Below are 23,509 nucleotides of genomic sequence, written 5' to 3'. Positions count from 1 at the left end.
AACATGATGGAGGCAATTATGGATAATAATGATATTTTAATCCGTGTACGTTACGCAATGGATTTGAAAAATAGAGAAATGATCGAAATTTTTAAATTAGGTGGCGTTACTGTTACCCCGGAGGATATGCCGAAAATTTTAACGAAGTCTTTGGAAAAGGATGAGGAAGCACCAGCTGATTATGATCAGATGAAAGTGAATCATAAAAACTTGGAAGCATTTTTCAATGGGCTGATTACGTATAAGCGTGGGCCGATGCCGAAAAAAGAAGGACAGCCGGCGCCAGTGCAGGAAAAGCCCGACCATGTGAACAATATGATGCTGAAAAAGCTGAAAGTGGCGTGCCAGCTGACGACAGAAGAGATGCTGGATGTACTCGATGACGGCGGTATTGCCGTATCAAAAGGCGAGCTTGGTGCTATTATGCGTAAACCGGGACACCGTAATTACAAAGAATGCGGCGATAACTTTGCCCGTAAATTCCTAAAAGGCCTTTCTGTAAGGTACCGCGGATAAAAACACGAACTGCGGCTGGGACATAAGTAGAAATTTCATACAATAAGGAAATAACTCTTATTATGAAATGGATATTTTATAAAATTGATTGGAATGGAGGGCGACTCCAGCGGGAATAGCACGACGCCTGAGACGTTCGTGTAAGGCCGTGCCCGCGGAAAGCGTCCCGGAATGGAAATCAATTTTTAGATACAGCGAAAAAACACCATTTTTCTCAGGGAGAAAAATGGTGTTTTTGGTTTATGTCCAGCCTCGGTTTTTTATTTGCATTATATTAAGCCAAACAGACAGCTTCCTTTTTACATAAGAAATTTGTTACAATGAGTAGTATTGTTTAGGATAAAAAAAGGAATGGTGAACGAGCGTTGAAAACTTTTAAGAAAGTGTATATCGAAATTACAAGTGTATGTAATTTAGCATGCAGCTTTTGTCCACCTACAGAGCGAGCAAAAGGATTAATAAAGGTAGAGCAATTTGCTCATATTTTAGATGAAATTAGCGGCTATACAAAATATATATACCTACATGTAAAAGGGGAGCCTTTATTGCATCCTCGCATCGGGCAGTTACTCGATATTGCACATGAAAAAGGCTTTAAAGTCAATATTACGACAAATGGGACATTAATTAAAAAGAACCGTGAAAAGCTTCTGGGCAAGCCTGCACTCAGACAAATAAATTTTTCGCTTCATAGTTTTGATGGACATGAAGGTTCTGAAAACCGTGAAAAGTACTTAGGCGATATTTTGGAATTTGTACGGGATGTACGAAAACATAATGTCATTATTTCTTACCGCCTATGGAATTTACAGCGTAATAATATTTCCGAGCTGGCAAACCGCAGAAACCGTGAAACACTTGAAATTCTGGAAAAAGAGTATGAGCTGGACTATGAAATTCAAGAGCGGGTAGAAATGGGCTCAGGAGTAAAAATCGCAAAAAACATCTATTTGAACCAAGATCATGAATTCCGCTGGCCGAGCCTGCTTGAAAAAGCGGATGAAGGCAAAGGTTTCTGTCATGCATTGCGTACACATGCAGCCATTTTAGTAGATGGCTCTGTTGTACCTTGCTGTTTGGATGGCGAGGGTGTCATTAATTTAGGAAATGTCCACGACCAGAAGTTCGGCGACATTATTACTACTGACCGTGCACAAAACTTAGTAGATGGATTTTCTCGTCGTGAAGCTATTGAAGAACTTTGCAAAAAATGCGGTTTCCGCCAAAAGTTTGGCATGGATTCCGAGCTGCCGGATGTTTTATAGTCCGCTATATTGAAAGATAAAAAAGGCTGTCCTGAATCTACTCCAGGGCAGCCTTTTCCTATTGAGCCTGCATAAATGTAACCGTCATTTCCTTGCTGTCATATAAACACCATTCTTTGTTATCTACGACAGGACCTACATTAATCTGATATTGTTTATTTCCAACAGCCAGAGGGATGTCGTAAGGCACAGGTTGTCGCAGCCCATCTTTATAAATCGCTGCTTCATGACTATGTCCAAAAAACAGCAATGGCGTTTGAATACTGGGGAAGGTAGGGTTGAATGTTTTATCCCACTCTATTTGATGTCCATGAATTAAAGTGGCATGTTCAATTACAAGTGCATTCTCGTATTGCAGAAAACGATTGTCGCCTGTTACAAGCGCAATACGTTCTTCCTGGTTGCCGATAATTGAAGGGAATGTTAAGAGGCTCATAAACTTATCATCAATGATCGCCGCATCCCTTAACTTTGCATTACGAATTAACTTCGCCTTTTTCTTGCCGATTTTACACTCGAATAAATCCCCTAAGCCAATAATCTCTGCATTGGGAGCCACTTGCTGGATATGGCTTAAGACCTTTTTTGTATTTTTATAGTGCGAATGTAAGTCGCTCAATATTGCATATTTCATAATAAATCACCACCGTATAATTGGATTTCTACAATATTATAGCAATAGTCAATTTATCGATAAAATAAAACATTTATTTCCTTTTATTTTCAGGGAATAAAAAGGCAATACTGCCGGCTAGTAATATAGGTTTTTTATGAAGTTCTTTTGTTAGCAGGATTGTGCTAGATAAATATAAAGAAAATATTTTCGTAAAATCCACCGTGGGGCCGGTTTGAAAAGGGCCATACGAGAAAAGCTATTTTACTTTTAAACAATAGTTAATATCAGGAGATGTCATGAATGATTATGGCGACTCTTTTTTGTTTTTCGCGAAAATTTCTGTATAGCGCAATAATATTTCTTATAAAACCATTGTTTCCATTTTTTGTGCCTGTTAATATTAAAGTGTAATAATATTCAGAAAAAACAAAGGGGGCGGGGAAATGGGCATTTATACAGAAGAGCATGAGATGTTTAGAAAATCTTTACGCAGAATGCTGGATAAAGAGGCATATCCTTATTTTGAACAATGGGAAAAGGATCGGGATATACCACGTGATTTTTGGCTGAAGCTTGGGGAGAATGGTTTTTTATGTCCAATGGTGAGTGAAGAGTATGGAGGGCTTGCGCTGGATTTTGGCTATTCTGCTATATTAACGGAGGAACTTGAGCGTGTTGGCGCAGGGTTAGCTAGCGGGATCTCACTTCATTCCGATATCGTGACACCTTATATTGAAGCGTACGGGACAACTGCACAAAAGGAAAAATGGCTTCCTAAAAGTGTTACAGGGGAGTACATTTCAGCGATTGCTATGACGGAACCGGGTGCAGGATCTGATCTCGCAGGCATTCAAACGACAGCGAAAAAAGACGGCGATTTTTTTATATTAAATGGTGAAAAAACGTTTATTACGAATGGCATTCATGCAGATTATGTGGTGGTCGTTTGTAAAACAGATCCGCAGGCAAGTCCTGCCTACAAAGGGGTTAGTCTGCTTATTGTGGAAAGTGGTACACCTGGTTTTAAGCGCGGGAAAAAACTCGATAAAATCGGGATGCATAGTGCAGATACAGGAGAGCTTATTTTTGAAGATGTACGCGTACCAGCAGACAACTTATTAGGGGAAGAAAACCGGGGCTTCTATTATTTAATGGAAAAACTGCAGCAGGAACGACTTATTGTTGCACTGGAAACACAAATCGAGGCTGAATGCTGTTTAAAACTGACAGTAGACTATGTAAAAGAACGAAAAGCATTCGGCAGCCGCATCGCCGATTTCCAAAATACTCAATTCAAGTTAGCGGAAATAGCTACTGAAATTGACCTTGGCCGTACATATGTCGATAGTTTAATTGCGAAACATATTGAAGGACAAGAAATTGTGAAAGAAGTTTCGATGGCCAAATGGTGGATCAGTGAAATGGCCAAGCGTGTCGTAGCAGACTGTCTGCAGCTGCACGGCGGTTACGGTTATATGGAGGAATATGAAATCGCAAGACGATACCGGGATATTCCGGTAGCCGCGATTTACGCGGGTACGACCGAAATCATGAAGGGGATCATCGCAAAGCAAATTATAAAATAGGACTTATAAAGGGGATAGAATGATGAAAAATGTATATATCGTAGACGGAGCACGTACAGCATTTACAGCTTTTGGAGGTTCTTTTGCAACAATAGATGCAGTACAGCTTGGTACAAAAACTGCAGTGGAAGCGTTAAAGCGTGCAAATGTACAACCTGAGCAAGTCGACCATGTAATTTACGGGGGTGTAATTACAACAGGAGCAAACTCGGCATATTTAGCCCGTCATATCGGTCTTTATGCAGGCGTACCAAAAGAAGTTCCGGCATTAACGTTAAACCGCCTTTGCGGATCGGGTATGCAATCGGTCGTATCGGCGGCTCAGATGATTCAGCTAAGTGAAGGTGAAGTTGTACTCGCCGGAGGAGCGGAAAATATGTCCCAATCGCCGTATTCGAATTTTGAACAACGTTTCAGCGGATCAAAACTGGGCAACTTGGAGTTTACAGATATGCTTCAAGCGACATTAACTGACCAGTATACAGGTTCAGGGATGGGCTTGACGGCAGAAAAACTTGCTGAACAATATACGATTTCTCGAGAAGAACAAGATGCATTCGCACTTCTTTCTAATGAACGTGCGGCAAAAGCGCGCCGGGACGGCACATTTGCAAAAGAAATTGTGCCGGTTGCTGTTCCTACTAGAAAAGGCGAGATTTTAATAGATCAGGATGAACATATTAAAGAAGGCGGTACAATGGAAAGCTTGGCAAAATTACGCCCGGCATTCAAAAAGGACGGATCAGTTACAGCCGCGAACGCTTCCGGCATCAATGACGGGGCAGCATCGGTTGTTGTGGCAAGTGAAGATTTTGTAAACGGACAAGGACTAAAGCCGTTAGCTCGCATTGTATCATGGGGAATAGCTGGTGTAGACCCGACTATCATGGGAATCGGCCCGGCTCCGGCAATTCGCCAAGCATTGGAGCGTGCGAATTTAACAATTGCAGACATGGATTTAGTTGAAATTAATGAAGCATTTGCAGCCCAATATATCGCGGTGGAAAAGGAACTTGGCCTGGACCGTGAAAAAACGAATGTTAACGGTGGTGCAATTGCCCTCGGTCACCCGGTCGGTGCAAGTGGGACGAGAATTATCTTATCCGCAGCATATGAACTGCAACGACGCAACGGAAAGTATGCGGTTGCCAGCCTTTGCATCGGTGGCGGACAAGGGATTGCTGTAATTATCGAAAGAGTGTAAAAACGAGGCGTGCTGGAAATTAGTTTCCGGCATGCTTTTTTGTTGTGGGTTCTTTATTAGAACAATGGGGAGGGTTATTAGAAGAAATGAAGGGAATATTAGAAGAAAGGAGAGGTTATTAGAACTTCGGTTGACACTTATGTACATGGGAGAGTTTTTGAGTTCAAATCGTACGGAAAAGCATACGGTTTAACTTTTATTAGAACATTGCTGTGGGATATTAGAAAATGTCCAAGCTTTATTAGATAAAGGCAATATGATATTAGAACAAAGCGATCCGATATTAGCACATCGGCCGGATATATTAGAAAATCGCAATTTTATTAGAATAAATTAGAATATATTAGATGATTTATAAATTTATTGGAAAACCCCCAACTTCCACACCCCATTTTTCAATTGACACATAACCTCCCTTTTTGTCTGTAAAACACAAACTGATTTCCTGCCAAATTTCCGCATTAATAACCGAATATGGTACACTAAAGCCAACGAATAAAAGGTGGTAAAACAATATGTCAGCAATTAGCTTATTAAACGAAACACTTCAAAATAAATGGTCGTTTGAAACAACAATGAAAATACAAGAGGAAATGATACCGGCGATGATTGAGGGAAAAGATGTCGTAGCGGAATCACCGACAGGTTCAGGGAAGACACTGGCCTATACATTACCGATTTTAAATAAAGTAGACGGTAACAAGAAACAAACTCAGGCATTAATCGTCGCACCTTCACAAGAACTTGCGATGCAGATCGTTGAAGTAATCCGTGATTGGACAGCAGGAACAGACATCACTGTGCAGCAATTAATCGGCGGAGCGAACTCGGCACGCCAAATCGAAAAATTAAAGAAAAAGCCAACGATTGTTGTCGGAACACCAGGTCGTCTAAATGAATTGGCACGCCAAGGTAAATTAAAACTTAAAGAAATCGAAACAATTGTCTTGGATGAATGCGATCAGCTCCTTAGCCGAGAGTACCGTGTTGTCGTAAAATCATTTATCGAAAATGCTGCATTCGGCCGTCAGGTTGTTGTCGTGTCGGCTACGATTACAGAAGAGATCAAACTAGTAGCAGAACGATTAATGTTCGAACCGATCAGCATCGAAATCAAACCGGAAGATATGGTGAAATTCGGTAAAGTCGTCCATTCATTTGTGAAAGTGGACGAGCGGGACAAAACAGATATGCTTCGTCGTCTCGCTAACATTGAAGGATTGCGCGGATTGGCATTTGTTAATAACATCGATCAAGTACTAATGAAACAGAACAAACTGGAATACCGTGATGCACCGATTGTAGCACTTCACTCGGATATGAAAAAAGATGAGCGTAAAAAAGCGCTGGATGCATTCCGTAAAGGAGAAGCACGCATTTTAATTGCGACGGATATTGCAGCACGAGGTTTAGATATTTCAGGTTTAACACATGTTATTCATGTTGATGTACCAAGAACGATCGAGCAGTATACACACCGTTCAGGACGTACAGGACGTGCGGGTGCAGACGGAGAAGTTCTGACATTATTATCGTATAAAGATGAAAAGACATTCAAAAAATGGTTGCGCGATCTTTCCTTTAAAGGTGTTCAAAAAGTATGGACTCAAGGACAGCTTGTCGAGGGGAATGCAAAGACAGTAGCTTCAAAAGCGGCACCTGCAGCGAACAAAGCAACGGAGAAAAAAACATACCAAACGAAGTCCAATAAAAAAGGCATGACTTTCAGTAAGAAAAAGGAGAAATAATTCATGACATTCCAAGAGAAGTTAGAGCAATTTGCAGATTTAGCCGTCCGAATCGGAGTAAATATTCAAAAAGGGCAATATTTATTAATCAATACATCTACGGATACGCTGGACTTTACACGTATTGTTGTTAAAAAGGCATATGAAGCAGGGGCAAGCCGTGTTCATGTAAACTTGACTGATGCCAGCTTTGAGCGAGCTTACTATGAGAATGTTACGGTGGAAGAAACAGCTAATTTCCCGAAATGGGTTGTCGCACAACGTGAAGAGTTAATTGAACGTAAAGGTGCACTTCTTTGGATCGATGCGGAAAATCCTGATTTACTAGCAGGTATTGATTCAGAAAAAATCGGAGCACAGCAAAAAGCAGCCGGTGCAGCATTAGTTAATTACCGTAAGGCTGTGATGAATGATGATATTGCATGGTCAATTATTGCTGTTCCTTCGCCGAAATGGGCGGCAAAAGTATTCCCTGATTTACCGGAACAGGAGCAGGTTCCAGCATTGTGGGATGCTATTTTCAAAACAGTACGTATCGGTGAAGGGGATGCAGTAGCAAACTGGCAAACTCATATTGAAAACCTACACGCACGCGCCGATCAGCTGAATAAGAAAAAATATGCGAAGCTTCACTACACGGCACCTGGCACAGACTTGACGATTGAACTTCCGGACAAACATTTATGGAAAAGCGGAAGCAGCGAGGCGCCTGATGGCACGACATTCATTGCGAATATGCCGACTGAAGAAGTATTTACGCTACCAGCAAAATATAGTGTAAACGGTTATGTATCCAATACAAAACCGCTCGTTTATAAAGGGAATATTATCGATGAATTCAAGCTGACGTTTGAAAAAGGTAAGATTGTTAACATTGAGGCAAAAGTAGGTCAGGACTTATTACAGCAGTTAGTTGCATCTGATGAAGGGTCTTCATATTTGGGGGAAGTGGCATTAGTGCCGCATAAGTCACCTATATCTTCATCAAATATTTTATATTACAACACATTATTCGATGAAAATGCCTCTAACCATTTAGCAATCGGAGAAGCATATCCGACGTGCTATGAAGGCGGCAAGGAACTTGAAAAGGGCCAACTGGAAGCACTGGGCATTAATACGTCGATCACACATGAGGATTTCATGATCGGCAGTGCGGAAATGGATATTGACGGGATCCTGGCAAATGGCACAACAGAACCGATTTTCAGAAAAGGTAATTGGGCATTCTAACAATAGAAGCGGGGGTGAAATAATGCGAAAAATAATAGCTGTTTTTATTTTTTGCATTGCCCTCTTTCCGGTGGCAGCATTAGCAAGCGAACGGGAAGTTTATGTTGCCCTTGGTGACTCTTTGGCAGCAGGGCAAACACCTTACAGTCAAATTGATGCTGGGTATACGGATTACATTGCTTTACAGCTGGAGCGCCATGGCAAGCTCGCACATTTTTCAAAAGAGCTTACTTTCCCGGGTTATCGTGTAGGAAATGTGATTGAAACCGTTCAGTCTGAAAAAGCTGCACCATTACTGAGTGAAGCAACACTGATTACTCTATCAGCAGGAGCGAATAATCTACTCCCGCTCATTACACATAACCCGCAACAGGGAACACTCGCTTTTAGTCAGCTTAACGCCAATTTCGCATTAAATGAAGTGCGTGTCCAGATGGGAGAGCTGCTTTCGCTAATAAATGAAAAGGCACCGAAAGCGACAGTTTATGTACTTGGCTATTATTTCCCCTATGTAAGTGTTCATAAAGAACAGGCAGATGGAGCGGTAGAGGCGGTACAGCTTTTAAATGCGATACTGAAGCAGGAAACTGAAGCAGCAGACCATATATTTGTGGATGTTTATGAAACATTTGAACAGCAGCGCACAACATATTTGCCGAATGTGGCGGATGTGCATCCAAACCAGCTCGGGTACCGTATTATGGCGAATGAAATGCTGAAAAGTTACAGCGGCAATGAGGCACTTATCCTGCCGATCGATGCAATGCCGGCCCCAAACCCGAAAACATTTGAAGAAATACTGCAGCTGCAAAGGGAGTCAGATGTAGTAGAAGTACCAAATATCGCACTGCACAGACTGGATCAACCAGTACCGATATTTGTATAAAAAAAGCATTCCATCAAGAATTTCTTGTAGGAATGCTTTTTTGTGTTCAATTACTCGCTAATTTTAACGTCACGTAATTGATAGATGCTGTCAGTACCAACATTGAAGCCGGAAACTTTATCAGATACACCAGTTAAAGTATATGGGTGTAATACGAATGCCATTGGCGACTCGTCTGAAATCAGTTGTAATGCTTCTTTGTAGATTGCTTCACGTGCAGATGAATCAGCTTCACGACGACCTTTTTCTAATAGTTCATCTACTTTTTCACTTGTGTAGAATGAACGGTTACCTGGGTCACCATGTTGTGAAGAGTGGAATAATGCATATAGACCGTAGTCCGCATCACCAGTTGGGTTAGACCAGCCTAAGATGAACATATCGTGCTCGCCGGCAGCTGTTTTTTCCAAGTATGAGCCGAATTCCATTACTTCGATTTCAGCTTCAATGTTTAATTTTTTCAGGTTCTCTTGTAAAACAATTGCAACTTGTTGACGAGCCGGGTTGTCATTTGTCCAGATTGTTGTTTTAAAGCCGTCCGCATAACCTGCTTCTTCAAGTAATGCTTTCGCTTCATCCATGTTGTATGCCATCGAAGTTACATCTTCTGTGTATCCGAAAATACCAGGAGCTAATGGTGAGATAGCAGGAATACCAAAGCCTTCATAAATACCTTCGATTAATGTCGGACGATCGATTGCTTTAGAAATTGCCTGACGTACTTTTGGATCATTGAAAGGTTCCTTTTCAGTGTTGAAACCAAGGTATGTTAAAGATGAAGAAGCTGTTTCTAATACAGAAGCGCCCTCAAAACTATTAACATTTGCTACTTGACCAGGCTCAACTGCACCGATAATGTGTGCATAACCTGATTGTAATTCCGCAACACGAGTAGCGCTTTCAGGTACTACTTTGAATGTTACAGAATCAATGTTTGCTGGAGTGCCAGCGTATTCTTCAAATTTAACTAATTTAATTTCAGTACCTGGAGTCCAGCTTTCAAATTTGAATGGACCAGTACCAACCGGATTTGTACCGATTACAGTGCCAGCTTTAAGTGATGAATCAGCTTTCAGTGCAGCATAATCTTCTTCAATAGATTTAGGTGAAATAATACTACCACCATTGTGCGTTAAGTGAGCAAGTAATGGTGAGAATGGGTATTCAGTTACAAATTGAACAGTAGATTCATCTACTACTTTAATTTCTGTTACCATCTCAAATAAGAAAGCACGTGGAGATGCAACTTCTGGATCTAATAAACGGTCGAATGATGCCTTTACTGCTTCTGCATTAAATTCTTCACCGTCATGGAAAGTAACACCTTGTTTAAGCTTGAATTCCCAAGTTACATCGTCTACTTGAGTCCAAGATTCTGCTAGACCAGGTACTAATTCACCGTCTGCATTACGGTTTACTAATGTTTCATAAAGGTTTGATTGTACGTTAGATGATGGTACGTCATTTGAACCATGTGGATCCAATGAGCTTGCATCAGATAACTCGGCGATAATTAAGTCGCCGCCAGCCGCAGCTTCCTCGGTATTACCAGAGTCAGTATTTGTTTCAGTTCCAGTGTCTCCGCTATCTGTTGATGTGTCTTCTGAATCATCTCCACCAGCACATGCAGCTAGCACAAGTGCAAGTGTAAATGTAAGAAGTAGCATCCATAGCGACTTTTTAGAAAATGACATGTTGGAAGTCCCCCCAATAAGTAATTTTAGAATATTACAAAAATGTAATTTCTGTTAATAGAATAGCACATGATTCCATAGCATCAAATACAAAAAAGAAAAAAACTTTTTTAAGTAGAAAAATTATGTATTTTATAGTATCTTATTATAATGTTGTTATATTCAGAAAAATGATAATAATATAACGGAATCAAGTTTTTAACTATATTTCCAAATAAAAGTATATTATCTGAGTATAACTTTCGAACTAAAAAACATAAAAATATTAAAATATTCTGAATTTTAGTAAAAAAATATTATGTTGAAATGTTCAGATTTCACTCTATATACTAATGCTTATACAAATTTAATATTGTTGTAGGAAGGAAAAAAAATTTGAAAGGGTGAATTAGATTGAACACAACACAAACAGAGCAAAATCCTTCTACTGTGAGAAAAAGCAATCCCCGGGCAGAAGCTTTTATGACAGTCATGAAGCGTTTATTGAAAAACAAAGCGGCTGTAGTTGGTGGAATTATTATTATTTTCATCATTTTAGTAGGTATACTAGGGCCATTTGTAGTAAAGACAGATCCAAATGCTCAAAATATTTTAAACAAATTACAGCCACCTTCAAAAGAACATTGGTTTGGTACTGATAACTTTGGCCGGGACATTTTCTCCCGTATTGTTAACGGAACAAAGCTTACGTTAACTGTAGGATTTTTATCCGTATTTATTGGCGGAATTATCGGAGTTGTAATAGGAATTGTAGCTGGTTACTATGGAGGGGCAATAGATACAATTACGATGCGTCTGATGGATATTTTATTGGCATTTCCTGGTATTTTACTGGCGCTTGCGATTGTATCAGTATTAGGGGGCAGTTTAATAAACGTAATTATTGCGGTAGGGATATTCTCGATACCAGCATTCGCACGTATTGTTCGTGGATCGACCTTACAAGTGAAAAAGCTCGAGTACATTGATGCAGTTAAAGCACTCGGTGCATCGGATATCCGCATCATCTTTAAACATATTTTACCGAACATTTTGTCGCCTATTATTGTTCAGGCAACGATGCGTGTTGCAACAGCAATATTGACTGCTTCCGGTTTGGCGTTCCTTGGTTTAGGTGCAAAGCCGCCAGCAGCGGAATGGGGTGCAATGTTAAGTGATGGACGTGCGTTTATGCATAGTGCGGGCCATATGGTATTAATTCCTGGAATGATGATTGTAATTGTAGTTTTGGCATTTAACATTTTTGGTGACGGGTTACGTGATGCACTTGATCCGAAGATGAAACAATAGGAGGTGGAACAGTAAATGACTAAATATATCATTCGTCGTTTATTACAAACGATTCCCGTCTTGTTTGGGGTTTCAATTTTAGTATTTTCATTGATGTTCCTAATTCCTGGAGACCCTGCCCAAGTAATGGCAGGAGAAGGTGCATCTCAACAAACGGTAGACAATTTACGGGAAAAATTGGGTCTTAATGATCCGCCATATGTGCAGTACGGCCGGTTTTTAGGAAATGCACTGCAAGGTGATTTAGGAAACTCTATTCGCAGCGGACGCCCGGTAATGGATGAGATACAGGCACGTTTTTGGATTACGGTGGAAGTGTCTGTATATGCCACAATTTTAGCTGTATTTATCGGTTTAATTGCCGGAATCATTTCGGCAGTTCGTCATTATACGCTTACAGATGTATCGATTATGATTGTCGCGCTTTTCGGTCTGTCAATGCCGAACTTCTGGTTAGGTTTACTCTTGATCCAATGGTTTGCATTAGGGAACCTGCCATTCGATATGGACCTGCCGGAATTTCTAAAAATGCGCCCTTCCGGATGGGGAGATTCATGGCGCCAAATTATTTTACCTGTCGTAACACTAGGAACAGGCGGAGCAGCTATTATTGCTCGTATGACCCGTTCATCAATGCTTGAAGTAATCGGTCAGGACTATATCCGTACTGCTCGTGCAAAAGGTGTGTCAGAGCGTATCGTTATTTACCGCCACGCACTGAAAAATGCACTAATACCTGTTGTAACAGTTATTGGTCTGGAGTTCGGTGGTTTCCTGGGCGGTGCAGTATTAACTGAGACAATTTTCGCTATTAACGGTATGGGGCGATTGACAATTGATGCAATCAGGCAACGGGATTTCCCGATTGTCCAAGGTACTGTACTTGTAATTTCACTATTATTCGTAATTGTAAACCTGCTTGTTGATATTTCTTACAAGTTCCTAAATAAACGAATTGACTTGAACTAAACATGAAAAGAGGTGTGGCAAATGAATGAAATGGAAAACATTTTAGTCGTAAATAATTTACAAACTTCTTTCGGCACGGATGCTGGAGAAGTACGTGCTGTTGATGGTGTAAGCTTTACTGTTCCAAAAGGTAAAACAATCGGAATTGTAGGGGAGTCAGGTTCCGGGAAAAGTATCACATCACTTTCAATACTGCGCTTACTTGCATCAAACGGTAAAACGAAAGGTGGCGAAGTTCTTTTTAAAGGGAAGGACTTGCTGAAGCTTTCTGAAAAAGCGATGCGTGATATTCGGGGGAACCAGATCTCTATGATTTTCCAAGAGCCTATGACATCGTTAAACCCCGTTTATACAGTAGGCCAACAGATTAGTGAAACAATCCGAATCCATAAAAAAATGGACAAAAAAGCAGCGATGCAGCAATCGGTAGAGATGCTGAAGCTTGTAGGTATTCCCTCTCCCGAAAAGCGTGTTAAGCAATACCCTCACGAACTATCAGGAGGGATGCGTCAACGTGTAATGATTGCAATGGCACTGGCATGTGACCCGGAAATTTTAATTGCGGATGAGCCTACAACAGCGCTGGACGTAACGATACAAGCGCAAATCTTGGAACTGATAAAAGATCTGCAAAACCGTTTAGGCATGTCTGTTATTATGATTACCCATGATTTAGGTGTAGTAGCGGAAACATGTGATTATGTGGCAGTAATGTATGCAGGACAAGTGGTTGAATACTCAGATGTCCGTTCATTATTCAAAAATCCGAAACATCCATATACGTTAGGATTACTTAATTCATTGCCACGTCATGATGTGGAACAGGAAAAACTGATTCCGATTAAAGGAATGGTGCCAAGCCCGCATGAAATGCCGGTAGGATGCCGCTTTGCTCCACGTTGCCCGGTTGCGATCGAGCTTTGCCATAAAAAGCAGCCGGATTTACTGAATACAGATGGCAATAGTTCAGAGCAAATCCGCTGTTGGATGTATTCGGATGAATGGGATGGAGAATCGGAGGTGACGCTATATGGCGAAAAAAGAACTGTTAAAGGTTGAGGGATTAAAACAGTATTTCCCGATTAAGGGAGGTTTTTTAGGCCGTACAGTCAACCACGTAAAAGCGGTAGATGATATTTCCTTTACGATTTATGAAGGAGAGACTGTCAGCATTGTGGGAGAATCAGGCTGTGGTAAATCTACGACAGGCCGGGCGATTTTACGCCTGGAAGAGCCGACAGATGGATCCGTAGTATTTCAGGGGACCGATATTACGAAAATTCGGAAAGGCGAAATGCGTAAATTCCGGAAAGATCTGCAAATCATTTTCCAGGATCCGTATGCGTCGATCAATCCTCGTCAGACAGTTGCAAGTGTGCTGAACGAAGCGATGCATATTCAAAATGTACTGCCGCCAAATCAGCGACGTGCCCGTATTGAACAACTGCTCGAGACGGTTGGGTTACGACCATATCAGGCAGACCGCTACCCGCATGAATTCTCAGGTGGTCAACGTCAGCGTATCGGCATTGCCCGCGCGTTATCGGTTGATCCAAAACTGATCATTTGTGATGAGGCAGTATCTGCGCTGGACGTATCGATTCAGGCACAAGTGCTGAATTTACTGGAAGAGCTGCAAAATGAATACGGTTTAACTTATTTATTCATCTCGCATGACCTAGGGGTAGTACGTCATATTTCGGATCGTATTATCGTAATGTATTTAGGGAAAATTGTGGAGATTGCCGATAAAACAAGCCTGTTCGAAAACCCGCAGCATCCTTATACGAAAGCATTATTATCTGCGATTCCCGTGCCAGATCCGGATGCTGTAAAAAATCGTATTGTTTTAAAAGGTGATGTACCGTCACCAATCGATCCACCACAAGGCTGCCGATTCCATACACGCTGTCCATTTGCGACAGATAAGTGCCGAACGGAAGAACCTGTTTTACGTACCTCTTCTATTATGAAGAATACGCATGAGGCGGCATGCCACTACATGGAAGAAATTTCAGCCGGCAAAATGGCTGTAAAGCAGTAAGCATCGACCGCATCGTACGAACGAATATTCGTGCGATGTGGTTTTTTTATTTGCCCTCATGTACACTTATAATTATAAGATAGGAGGCGGTATTCATGAAAATTTTCCACACAGCAGATTGGCATTTAGGAAAAATAGTACAAGGTGTATCGATGACGAAAGACCAGCAATTTGTGCTTGAACAGTTTATCGAAGAAATCAGAAAAGAAAAGCCGGATGTCATCATTATAGCCGGAGATTTGTATGATCGGTCCGTACCACCGACAGATGCGATCCAACTATTAAATAAAACATTGAAAGAAATTTTAGTCGATGAAAAAACACCGATTTTAGCAATCGCTGGAAATCATGATAGCGCTACACGTTTAAATTTTGGCAGTGAATTTATGAAGGCGAGTGGTTTACATATCGTTGGACATCTAGAACAACAGATCGATCCGGTCATCATGCATGATGAATATGGGGAAGTTCACTTTTATTTAGTTCCTTTTGCAGAGCCATCAATTGTACGGGCACTATTTGACGACCAATCCATTACATCGCATGAGGCGGCGATGGCGAAAATCGTTGAACAGATTAAGCAGACAATGGATGATACGAAGCGCAATATTATCATCGGTCATGCCTTCATTACTAAAGACGGGATGCCGGAACCGAATACGAGTGACTCTGAACGCAAGTTGACGATTGGCGGGACAGAGTGTATCAGTTCAGCGTTGTTTGAACCGTTCTGTTATACCGCTTTAGGGCATTTACATCAGGCGCACTTTGTGGCAAACGAGAAAATTCAATATTCCGGATCACCGCTTAAGTATTCGGAGTCTGAAGTGACTCATAAAAAGGGATTTTTGATTGTTGATTTAAAAGAAGATGGATCAGTAGCAATTGAAAAAAGGATGCTCACACCAATACGGGATATGCGTATTGTGACGGGGGTTTTAGAGGATATATTGCAGCATAAAGTAAACGATGATTATGTATTTGTTAAATTACAGGATGAACATTATGTAAAGGGTGCTGCCGAACTTGTCCGTACTGTTTATCCAAATGCTTTGCATATTGAACGAACAGTTGTATATGAACAGCTTGAACAGCATGCGACAACAATGAACCGTGTTCAAATGGATGATTCGGAGCTGTTTGAACTATTTTACACGGAAATGACGGGCAAGCCTGTAAGTGATGAAATTAAAGAGATTTATACGGATGTATTAGAGCAGTTGATCGAAAATGAACGTGAAAAACAGGAGGTGCTGTAACGATGAAACCAATCAAATTATCGATGACAGCATTTGGACCGTATCATCAAAAGGAAGTCATTGATTTTACTAAACTCCATGAGCATGGAATTTTTGTCGTTTCCGGTGCAACCGGCGCAGGGAAAACGACTATTTTCGATGCGATTACGTTTGCCCTTTATGATTCCGGAAGTGGAGAGGATCGGGAAAAGTCACTGTTTCTGCGCAGTGATTTTGCGGATGAAACGGTCGATACAGAAGTCGAGCTTGAATTTGAAGTGCGCGGTCGTCTTTACCGTATTTGGCGGAAGTTTGGTCATGATGGTGCAAGTGCAAAGCGCGAGTTTTTTGAGATTACCGATGGAATCATTGTACCCGCTGTAGAAAAGTTTCAAGTGAAGCTCATTCAGTCGAAAGTGGAAGAACTGATCGGCTTGACACAGTCCCAATTTAATCAAATCGTCATGCTGCCGCAAGGGGAATTTCAAAAGCTCCTCACGTCGGAATCAAAGCATAAAGAAGAGATTTTCCGGAAGATTTTCAAAACGGAACGCTTTACGAAAATGGTGGAACTGCTGAAAGAGAAAAAGACTATTGCCGAAAAACGTTATGAACAAGCCAAGATGCAGCAGGACAATACGATTCATGAAATTCGTTCCCGACTCCCGCTAAGAGAATCCGAACTGTTTACTGCCCTGAACAATGATGTCATTAATCTGTATCAAGTAAAGAGTGCCTTGCTGACAGAACAGCAACATTACGAAAATCAATGTACTGCATTAAAAGGGGAATATGATGCCTCCAAAAAGAATTTAAAATCATTAGTTAAAACATTAAATGAACAAAGGCTGTTGAATGAGCGGATTGAAAAGTTTTTAATCAGGAAAGCGCGGCTCGAAGAATTACTGCAGCAAAAGGATAAAATCCAGGCAGAACAGCAGAAACTTGTACTTGCCAAAAAGGCTAATCAAATAGAACCTTTAGAACGTGAATATGTGAAGATAAAGCGGCAGCTTGACCAAGCGGAAGTCTCCTTGCAAAAAGCAAAGACTGACTATGAACGTGCACAGGCACAACTTCAGCAGGCGGCAAATCATTATCAGGAGCAAAAACAGCAAGAACCATTGTTGGATGAATATACAAAATCGATTTCGCAGCTAGAACAGCTTGTTCCGATCTATCAATCGATTAATACGCAGCGGGAAAATGTGTCCAAGCTTGCAGAAAATCAGAAAAATGCCAAACAATTATTTGATAAGCTGCAAAGCGAAGCAATCTCTTTAAAAGAAAAATACCAAGAGCAGCAAGCCATTATAAATGAGCTGGAAGATGCAACAGTGACATACCATGAAACGTATGAGGCACATGCGGCATTAACACGGAAAATTGAAATGGCAAAAGAAGTGGCAGCAATACAAATGAATGTCGAAACTTTAGTGAAACAGCTTGCTGATAAGAAACAAATTGCCGATGAAGCACAACAGAAGCTGCAAAATATGGAGCAGCAAATACGCAGCAACCAGGCAGCCTTCCTGGCAGCATCGTTACAGCACGGGAAAGCATGTCCTGTATGTGGAAGCACAGACCACCCGGCCATTCATAACAATGAAGCGGTTGTCGTTGATGAAAATGCATTGGCACTGCTGCGTCAAGAAGGCGACCGGGCGATGAAAAGCTTTTATCAGGTCACTTCGAAATTAGATGTAGAAAAGGCAACATGGGAACAAAAAAATAGTGCGCTTCAATTACTCGGCGCAGAACTTTCGCAACTACGTGAGTATGGACAGCAATTAGCCATACTGACAGAAAAATTGACAAAGCAGAAACAGCAGCAGGCACAGCTTATCGCTGAAAAGAAAACGCTGGCACAGCTTCTGGAAAGTAAAGAAGTGCTGCAAGGGCGTATTGAAAAAGGGCAGCAATATGTAATCGAGATCGATAAACAATATGCGCAGGAAAAAGGGAAGCTTGAGCAAAGTGAACAGTCATTATTGCCTCGGTTCTCTACCTTGGATGAAGTAACACAAGAATTGTCAAGTCAGCAGCAAAAACATCGCCATTTAAAAGCTGCGATTCAAAGTGCACTTGAAACGATGCAAAAGATTCAATTAGATGAAAAATCTTGTGAAGTGAACCATCTGCATGCGCAAAACCTTGTAATAGAAAAACAGCAGGAAACTCTATTATCACAAAAAGCATTTGAGTCAGCATTGCAGCAGGAAGGTTTCGATTTGGAAACATATAGGACTGCGCTGCTGCCATTAAATGTACAGCAGCAAATACAAGATACAGTTGAAGCGTACAAGCAAAACGTTCATACATTATCTGTACAAATTACTGAGGAAGAACCTTTGCTCGTAGGAAAAGAACGTGCCGATTTAACGGCATGTGAGCAACAAATACATGAGCTGAATGAGCAGATTGAGGCACAGTACTCGAAAATGACATTGATTCAGTCCTATGTGGAGCAATGTGAGGAGACGCGCGATAAACTTGACCAATCCGCACAGCAAATTGAAAGCTATAAAGCGAAACTGATGCAAGTCGAACATGTCTACAATTTAATCCGCGGTCAAAATGATGCGAAAATTTCATTTGAGCGTTTTGTACAAATCGGCTATTTGGAAAAAGTGACACATGCGGCAAATGAACGTTTGCGTGTCTTATCAAATGGCCAATACTTCTTGAAATCTACAGGAAGGAAAGAAGGAAATGCACAAAGCGGACTCAGTATCGATGTATTTGACAGCCATACAGGGCAAACACGGGATGTAAAAACACTGTCCGGCGGTGAAAAATTCAATGCCTCACTTTCATTGGCATTAGGAATGGCCGATGTTATTCAAAGTGTTCAAGGAAGTGTGCATATCGATACGATGTTCATCGATGAAGGATTTGGTACATTGGATGAAGAGGCATTAAGAAGGGCAATCGATATATTGATCGATCTACAGCAAACAGGCCGTTTAATCGGTGTCATCTCCCATGTGGCCGAATTAAAAGCAGCAATGCCCGCTATTTTACAAGTCCAAAAGCTAAAAGAAGGCTACAGTAAAACAGAGATTATTCTTAAATAAGAAAAAACACATTTCCCTCCAGTGAAGCGACCCCAATTGCTAGACACATCTAACAATTGGAGGTGCAGTTCACAGTTAAAAATGGGAAATGTGTTTTTTTGCATTAACGTTTTGGAGTTCGTCGTGTAGTTGCTGGTTGGGGTGTAGATTTTTTATCCATCATTTTTTTAATGATGGGGTACACGATTGGCCCATATTTAATTGCTGTTTTAATGAGTTTATTTAATTTCATAATATACACTCCTTAACGAATACAGTTCGTATAAAAAATATACCCATAATGGGAGCCTTCATAAACATTACCGTAAAACTTTAATTGCTTGAACTAGATTCCAAATCGCCAGGATGAAGGTAATAACAACTAAAAGAATAAATCCGATAAAATGCGAACTAATGAAAAAATCCTGAATGCTCAGTGTCATAGTATTATCCCATGAAAGAACAGAAGTGAAAAAGTAAATCATGTACAAAATCCCTAATAGTATCGGAATGAGTTGGGAAATGAAAGCTTTTTTAGAATGGCCTTTAACGGCATCATCTTTCGTAACAATAAATATAATTAACGGTAAAATAAATGGTGCAAAATAAAAGCTCAAATAGCTCAGTGCACTTAAACCTTTCGATTCCATTATTTATCACTCCTTCTTATCTATTATATGTAATTCTAGTACGTTTCAAAATAATAGCTGTTGAAAGTTGTAAAAATATTCGTTACAATGAGCATGTTCAAACAATAAAAATTTAGATGTACCACAAGGGGTGCCGAGAAAGTCGGCTGAGATTGTGCACGGGATTGCACTGACTCTTTGAACCTGTAAGTTAGCACTTGCGTAGGGATGTGGATAGAATCCGACTGTTCAAACGATAGTCAGGCTTTTGTCCTGATTATCGTTTTTTGCTTTTTCTGAATACATGGAAGAAGTAAAAGTTCCATTCTATCCCTCTTCACTTTTGTTACATCGGATAAAAGAAAGGGGAATTGTTGTGGACAGAAAGAAATTATTGATGATGGTGGAGATAGCGATATTTGCTGCCATCGGACTGGTATTGGACCAAGTATCGTTTAAAATGTGGGCACAAGGCGGGTCAATCAGCTTTGTTATGGTGCCGATTATGTTAATGGCCATTCGTTGGGGATTAACGGCAGGACTTGCAACGGGTTTGCTGATCGGTGTTATGCAAATGATGTTCGGAGCTTACATCGTGCACTGGCTACAGGCAATTTTGGATTATGGTCTTGCCTTTACAGTAGTAGGATTAGCGGCAATTGTAAGAAAGCCGTTATTACAGGCTACACAATCACTCAATAAAGTGAAAATGGCACTTTATATCGTCATTGGGGCACTTATAGGCGGAGCTTTAAGATTTGTATCGCACTTGCTTGCAGGTGTCGTGTTCTTTAAAGAATATGCAGGCGATGATAATGTATGGGCCTATTCAATTATTTACAACAGTACTTATATGGTACCTGCTACAATACTTACGGCAATTATCGCAGTTATTTTATTCACTTCTGCACCCCGTTTACTGCAAAAAGTAAAAACAACATAACGAATACGAAACTCAAGGCTTGCAGCAACGGATACTATTCCTGCTGCAAGTTTTCTCTTTTTTCGTGGTAGAAAGTTGTACCGAAATAGTAATAAACCGGTAAAATTTTAAATCCTTGAACAATTACAACCGATTTTAAGTATGCTATAGTTAAGGGTAGACATTGTTTAAGAGGAAGGAAGTTACACATGATTGTTACTACACAAGAAGAAATACAGGCGTTTAAAAAAATTGGACGCATTTGTGCTGAAATTCGCGAGGCGATGAAAGCTGCGACAGTACCTGGCGTGACAACGAAAGAATTAGATGAAATTGCAGGCCGTATGTTTGCGGAAGCAGGCGCGGTTTCTGGTCCTAAAGGCGAATACGACTTTCCGGGATATACATGCATTTCAGTAAATCATGAAGTTGCACATGGTATTCCAGGGAACAAGGTTATTCAAGAGGGCGATATCGTAAACATTGATGTTTCGGGCTCTTTAAACGGATATTTTGCAGATACAGGTATTTCTTTTGTCGTTGGTGAAGGTTATGAAGATAAAGAAAAACTTTGCACTGTAGCAAAATCGGCGTTTGACCGTGCAATGACAAAGGTTAAAGCAGGTTCGAAATTAAATCAGATCGGTAAAGCGGTAGAGCGTGAAGCACGTGATCACGGATTGACGGTAATTATGAACTTAACAGGACACGGCTTAGGCAAATCATTACACGAAGAGCCAAACCATGTATTGAACTATTACGATGCTTGGGATACAACAATCATGAAAGAAGGTATGGTGTTGGCGGTTGAACCGTTCATTTCGGCGAAGGCTGAGCATATCGTAGAATCAGGTGACGGCTGGACATTCATCACACCGGACAAATCATTAGTTGCCCAAATCGAACACTCGATTATCGTAACGAAAGATAAACCGATCATTTTAACAACATTGGAAGACTAATTTATAAACGCGGGAGCCTACAAAAGTGCACCCGCGTTTTTTTGTTCTAACAAAACGTGACGCCAACATAAAATAATCAAATGATTCAAATAAATGACTGCAACAATTACCAATTCCATACACTTTCAAGTAAAATATACATAAATAAATGGAGTAGGGGAGGCAGTACTATTTGAAAAAGCTAAAAGATGTGGATTTATCGCAAAAACTGGAGAAGGAAATCTATAAGAAGCAATTGAAAGCTTTACAATACGAGATGCTTAATGCCCAGCAATTTTTATTTAACAATAAAATCGGTCTTATTATTGCTTTTGAGGGAATGGATGCAGCAGGCAAAGGAGGAGCAATCAAACGCTTAACAGAACGTATCGATCCGCGCGGGTTAATGGTATGGCCAATCTCAGCCCCGCAGCCCCATGAAATGCGGTATCATTATATGCAACGTTTCTGGAGAAAGTTGCCGCAGCATGGCCAAATCGCCATTTTCGACCGTTCCTGGTATGGGCGGGTGCTTGTGGAGCGCATAGAAGGTTTCGCTGAAGAAGCGGAATGGAGACGGGCTTATGAAGAAATTAATAGTTTTGAGAAGCAATTGACAGAAGAAGATTATATAATGATTAAATTTTGGATTCATATCGATGCGGATGAACAGCTTCAACGTTTTAATGAAAGAGCAGCCGATCCGTATAAATCATGGAAATTGACGGCTGAAGATTGGCGGAACCGTGATAAATTCGATTTATATTGTGAGGCAGCGGATGAAATGTTCGAAAGCAATGATTCGGAAAATGCCCCTTGGCACTTAATCCCAGGGAACGACAAAAACTATGCACGTGTTCAAGTGCTAAAAGAAACAGTTGCCCATATAGAAAAGGAAGTTACAAAGCGTGGACTAAAGCTTACGAACATTTTCGAAAGCGGCAATAAAACAACAGCAGATAAAAATAAATCGGGATTTATAGAAATAATACCAAAGCCTGTAAAATCAAAAAAGAAAAAGTTGAAAAAAAAGTAGGCAAGCTTTGAAATGAAATGTAGGTGGTTCAATGAAAAGCTTATTCAAGCTATTTCACAAGAAGGAGGGTCCAATGGTTCGACTTATTGGGCAACAATGTTCGCTTCGTACATTTACCCCGTCCGATGCGAAAGGGTTGGCAAAATTATTAAAGGACAATAAAATGTATTGGTCCGAATTTGAGCCATTACATCGCGATGAATTTTATACAGAACAAGTTCAGTATAATAAAATTTTGGAAAGCATACATCTGCTGCAGTCAAACCGTGAATTTTCTTTCGGTATTTTTTACAATGCAACAGGTCAGTTAATCGGGCATATATCACTTTATTCAATTAAACGATTACCTTACTCAAGCGGTTTTATCGGCTATTCGATGGATGAGAATTTTACAGGTAGAGGAATTGTGACCGAAGCGGTACGTCTAGTAATGGAATTCGCTTTTATCACATTAAATATTCACCGAATAGAAGCGTATGTCGCACCACAAAATTCTGCTTCCATCCGTGTATTGGAAAAAGCGGGCTTTACAAGGGAAGGGCTATTACGGGAGCTGTTGTATATAAACGGCAAATGGGTTGATCATTATATGTATGCCATTTTACAGCGGGAATATAAAGGTACCACATAATAAAA

At 40.6% G+C, this 23,509-nt stretch carries 21 protein-coding genes and 1 riboswitch; of the genes, 17 read left to right on the top strand and 4 right to left on the bottom strand.

What is annotated here, in order from left to right; all coding sequences use genetic code 11:
* Nucleotides 1-18: 18 nt before the first annotated feature.
* Both MKZ25_RS16900 and MKZ25_RS16895 read left to right on the top strand, forming a co-directional pair.
* On the top strand, nt 19-516 hold the full coding sequence (locus MKZ25_RS16900; protein WP_340802485.1) for a YehS family protein: 498 nt from the start codon (nt 19-21) through the stop codon (nt 514-516).
* A gap of 365 nt (nt 517-881) precedes the next feature.
* Entirely contained in the window at nt 882-1,781 is a 900-nt protein-coding gene (locus tag MKZ25_RS16895; protein WP_340802484.1) for a radical SAM/SPASM domain-containing protein, read from the top strand.
* A 58-nt stretch (nt 1,782-1,839) separates the two neighbouring features.
* Here the strand turns inward: MKZ25_RS16895 and MKZ25_RS16890 are convergent, their stop codons facing one another.
* The gene (locus MKZ25_RS16890) at nt 1,840-2,415 is read right to left on the bottom strand and encodes a metallophosphoesterase family protein (protein ID WP_340802483.1); all 576 of its coding nucleotides are present in this window, start codon (nt 2,413-2,415) and stop codon (nt 1,840-1,842) included.
* Between the two features lie 425 nt (nt 2,416-2,840).
* Here MKZ25_RS16890 and MKZ25_RS16885 point away from each other — a divergent pair, with 425 nt between their 5' ends.
* From MKZ25_RS16885 to MKZ25_RS16865, 5 genes are all read left to right on the top strand, one after another.
* Nucleotides 2,841-3,983 (top strand): acyl-CoA dehydrogenase family protein, encoded by a 1,143-nt coding sequence (locus MKZ25_RS16885; RefSeq protein ID WP_340802481.1) that lies wholly within the window; start codon nt 2,841-2,843, stop codon nt 3,981-3,983.
* A 22-nt stretch (nt 3,984-4,005) separates the two neighbouring features.
* The gene (locus MKZ25_RS16880) at nt 4,006-5,187 is read left to right on the top strand and encodes an acetyl-CoA C-acetyltransferase (protein WP_340802480.1); all 1,182 of its coding nucleotides are present in this window, start codon (nt 4,006-4,008) and stop codon (nt 5,185-5,187) included.
* A gap of 515 nt (nt 5,188-5,702) precedes the next feature.
* Nucleotides 5,703-6,935, top strand: a complete 1,233-nt coding sequence (locus tag MKZ25_RS16875; RefSeq protein ID WP_340802479.1) for a DEAD/DEAH box helicase — start codon at nt 5,703-5,705, stop codon at nt 6,933-6,935.
* A 3-nt stretch (nt 6,936-6,938) separates the two neighbouring features.
* Nucleotides 6,939-8,168: an aminopeptidase gene (locus MKZ25_RS16870; protein ID WP_340802478.1), complete on the top strand. Its 1,230-nt coding sequence runs from the start codon at nt 6,939-6,941 to the stop codon at nt 8,166-8,168.
* Between the two features lie 22 nt (nt 8,169-8,190).
* The gene (locus MKZ25_RS16865) at nt 8,191-9,054 is read left to right on the top strand and encodes an SGNH/GDSL hydrolase family protein (RefSeq protein ID WP_340802477.1); all 864 of its coding nucleotides are present in this window, start codon (nt 8,191-8,193) and stop codon (nt 9,052-9,054) included.
* Nucleotides 9,055-9,104: 50 nt separating this feature from the next.
* On the opposite strand, the gene MKZ25_RS16860 is transcribed toward MKZ25_RS16865, so the two are convergent.
* Nucleotides 9,105-10,748: a glutathione ABC transporter substrate-binding protein gene (locus tag MKZ25_RS16860; RefSeq protein WP_340802476.1), complete on the bottom strand. Its 1,644-nt coding sequence runs from the start codon at nt 10,746-10,748 to the stop codon at nt 9,105-9,107.
* A 393-nt stretch (nt 10,749-11,141) separates the two neighbouring features.
* Between MKZ25_RS16860 and MKZ25_RS16855 the strand changes: the two genes are divergently transcribed.
* The 6 genes from MKZ25_RS16855 (at nt 11,142) to MKZ25_RS16830 (ending at nt 19,366) form a co-directional block, all read left to right on the top strand.
* Nucleotides 11,142-12,038 (top strand): ABC transporter permease, encoded by an 897-nt coding sequence (locus MKZ25_RS16855; protein ID WP_445326874.1) that lies wholly within the window; start codon nt 11,142-11,144, stop codon nt 12,036-12,038.
* 15 nt (nt 12,039-12,053) lie between these two features.
* Complete coding sequence (locus MKZ25_RS16850) at nt 12,054-13,007, top strand: ABC transporter permease (protein ID WP_340802475.1); 954 nt, start codon at nt 12,054-12,056, stop codon at nt 13,005-13,007.
* Nucleotides 13,008-13,028: 21 nt separating this feature from the next.
* Nucleotides 13,029-14,066, top strand: coding sequence for an ABC transporter ATP-binding protein (locus tag MKZ25_RS16845; RefSeq protein WP_340802474.1), 1,038 nt, complete (start codon nt 13,029-13,031; stop codon nt 14,064-14,066).
* Nucleotides 14,038-15,051: an ABC transporter ATP-binding protein gene (locus tag MKZ25_RS16840; RefSeq protein WP_340802473.1), complete on the top strand. Its 1,014-nt coding sequence runs from the start codon at nt 14,038-14,040 to the stop codon at nt 15,049-15,051. The genes MKZ25_RS16845 and MKZ25_RS16840 overlap by 29 nt, the downstream gene beginning before the upstream one ends.
* A 95-nt stretch (nt 15,052-15,146) precedes the next feature.
* Nucleotides 15,147-16,310: an exonuclease SbcCD subunit D gene (locus MKZ25_RS16835; protein WP_340802472.1), complete on the top strand. Its 1,164-nt coding sequence runs from the start codon at nt 15,147-15,149 to the stop codon at nt 16,308-16,310.
* Nucleotides 16,311-16,312: 2 nt separating this feature from the next.
* The gene (locus MKZ25_RS16830) at nt 16,313-19,366 is read left to right on the top strand and encodes an SMC family ATPase (protein ID WP_340802471.1); all 3,054 of its coding nucleotides are present in this window, start codon (nt 16,313-16,315) and stop codon (nt 19,364-19,366) included.
* A 103-nt stretch (nt 19,367-19,469) separates the two neighbouring features.
* Here the strand turns inward: MKZ25_RS16830 and MKZ25_RS16825 are convergent, their stop codons facing one another.
* The gene (locus MKZ25_RS16825) at nt 19,470-19,598 is read right to left on the bottom strand and encodes a hypothetical protein (protein WP_340802470.1); all 129 of its coding nucleotides are present in this window, start codon (nt 19,596-19,598) and stop codon (nt 19,470-19,472) included.
* Nucleotides 19,599-19,665: 67 nt separating this feature from the next.
* Nucleotides 19,666-19,995 (bottom strand): DUF4870 domain-containing protein, encoded by a 330-nt coding sequence (locus tag MKZ25_RS16820; RefSeq protein ID WP_340802469.1) that lies wholly within the window; start codon nt 19,993-19,995, stop codon nt 19,666-19,668.
* A gap of 116 nt (nt 19,996-20,111) precedes the next feature.
* Nucleotides 20,112-20,220, top strand: a riboswitch (TPP riboswitch).
* A gap of 130 nt (nt 20,221-20,350) precedes the next feature.
* On the opposite strand from MKZ25_RS16820, the gene thiT reads away from it, so the two are divergent.
* The 4 genes from thiT to MKZ25_RS16800 all read left to right on the top strand — a co-directional run bounded on the left by thiT (nt 20,351) and on the right by MKZ25_RS16800 (nt 23,504).
* The gene (gene thiT, locus MKZ25_RS16815) at nt 20,351-20,917 is read left to right on the top strand and encodes an energy-coupled thiamine transporter ThiT (protein WP_340802468.1); all 567 of its coding nucleotides are present in this window, start codon (nt 20,351-20,353) and stop codon (nt 20,915-20,917) included.
* A 188-nt stretch (nt 20,918-21,105) separates the two neighbouring features.
* Nucleotides 21,106-21,858, top strand: a complete 753-nt coding sequence (gene map, locus MKZ25_RS16810; protein ID WP_251690699.1) for a type I methionyl aminopeptidase — start codon at nt 21,106-21,108, stop codon at nt 21,856-21,858.
* A gap of 172 nt (nt 21,859-22,030) precedes the next feature.
* Nucleotides 22,031-22,873: a polyphosphate kinase 2 family protein gene (locus tag MKZ25_RS16805; RefSeq protein WP_340802467.1), complete on the top strand. Its 843-nt coding sequence runs from the start codon at nt 22,031-22,033 to the stop codon at nt 22,871-22,873.
* 73 nt (nt 22,874-22,946) lie between these two features.
* The gene (locus tag MKZ25_RS16800) at nt 22,947-23,504 is read left to right on the top strand and encodes a GNAT family N-acetyltransferase (RefSeq protein WP_340802466.1); all 558 of its coding nucleotides are present in this window, start codon (nt 22,947-22,949) and stop codon (nt 23,502-23,504) included.
* Nucleotides 23,505-23,509: the final 5 nt, after the last annotated feature.

Source organism: Solibacillus sp. FSL W7-1464 (assembly GCF_038004425.1).
In the GTDB taxonomy this organism is placed as follows: domain Bacteria; phylum Bacillota; class Bacilli; order Bacillales_A; family Planococcaceae; genus Solibacillus.
This window is presented reverse-complemented; position numbering and strand designations above follow the sequence as displayed.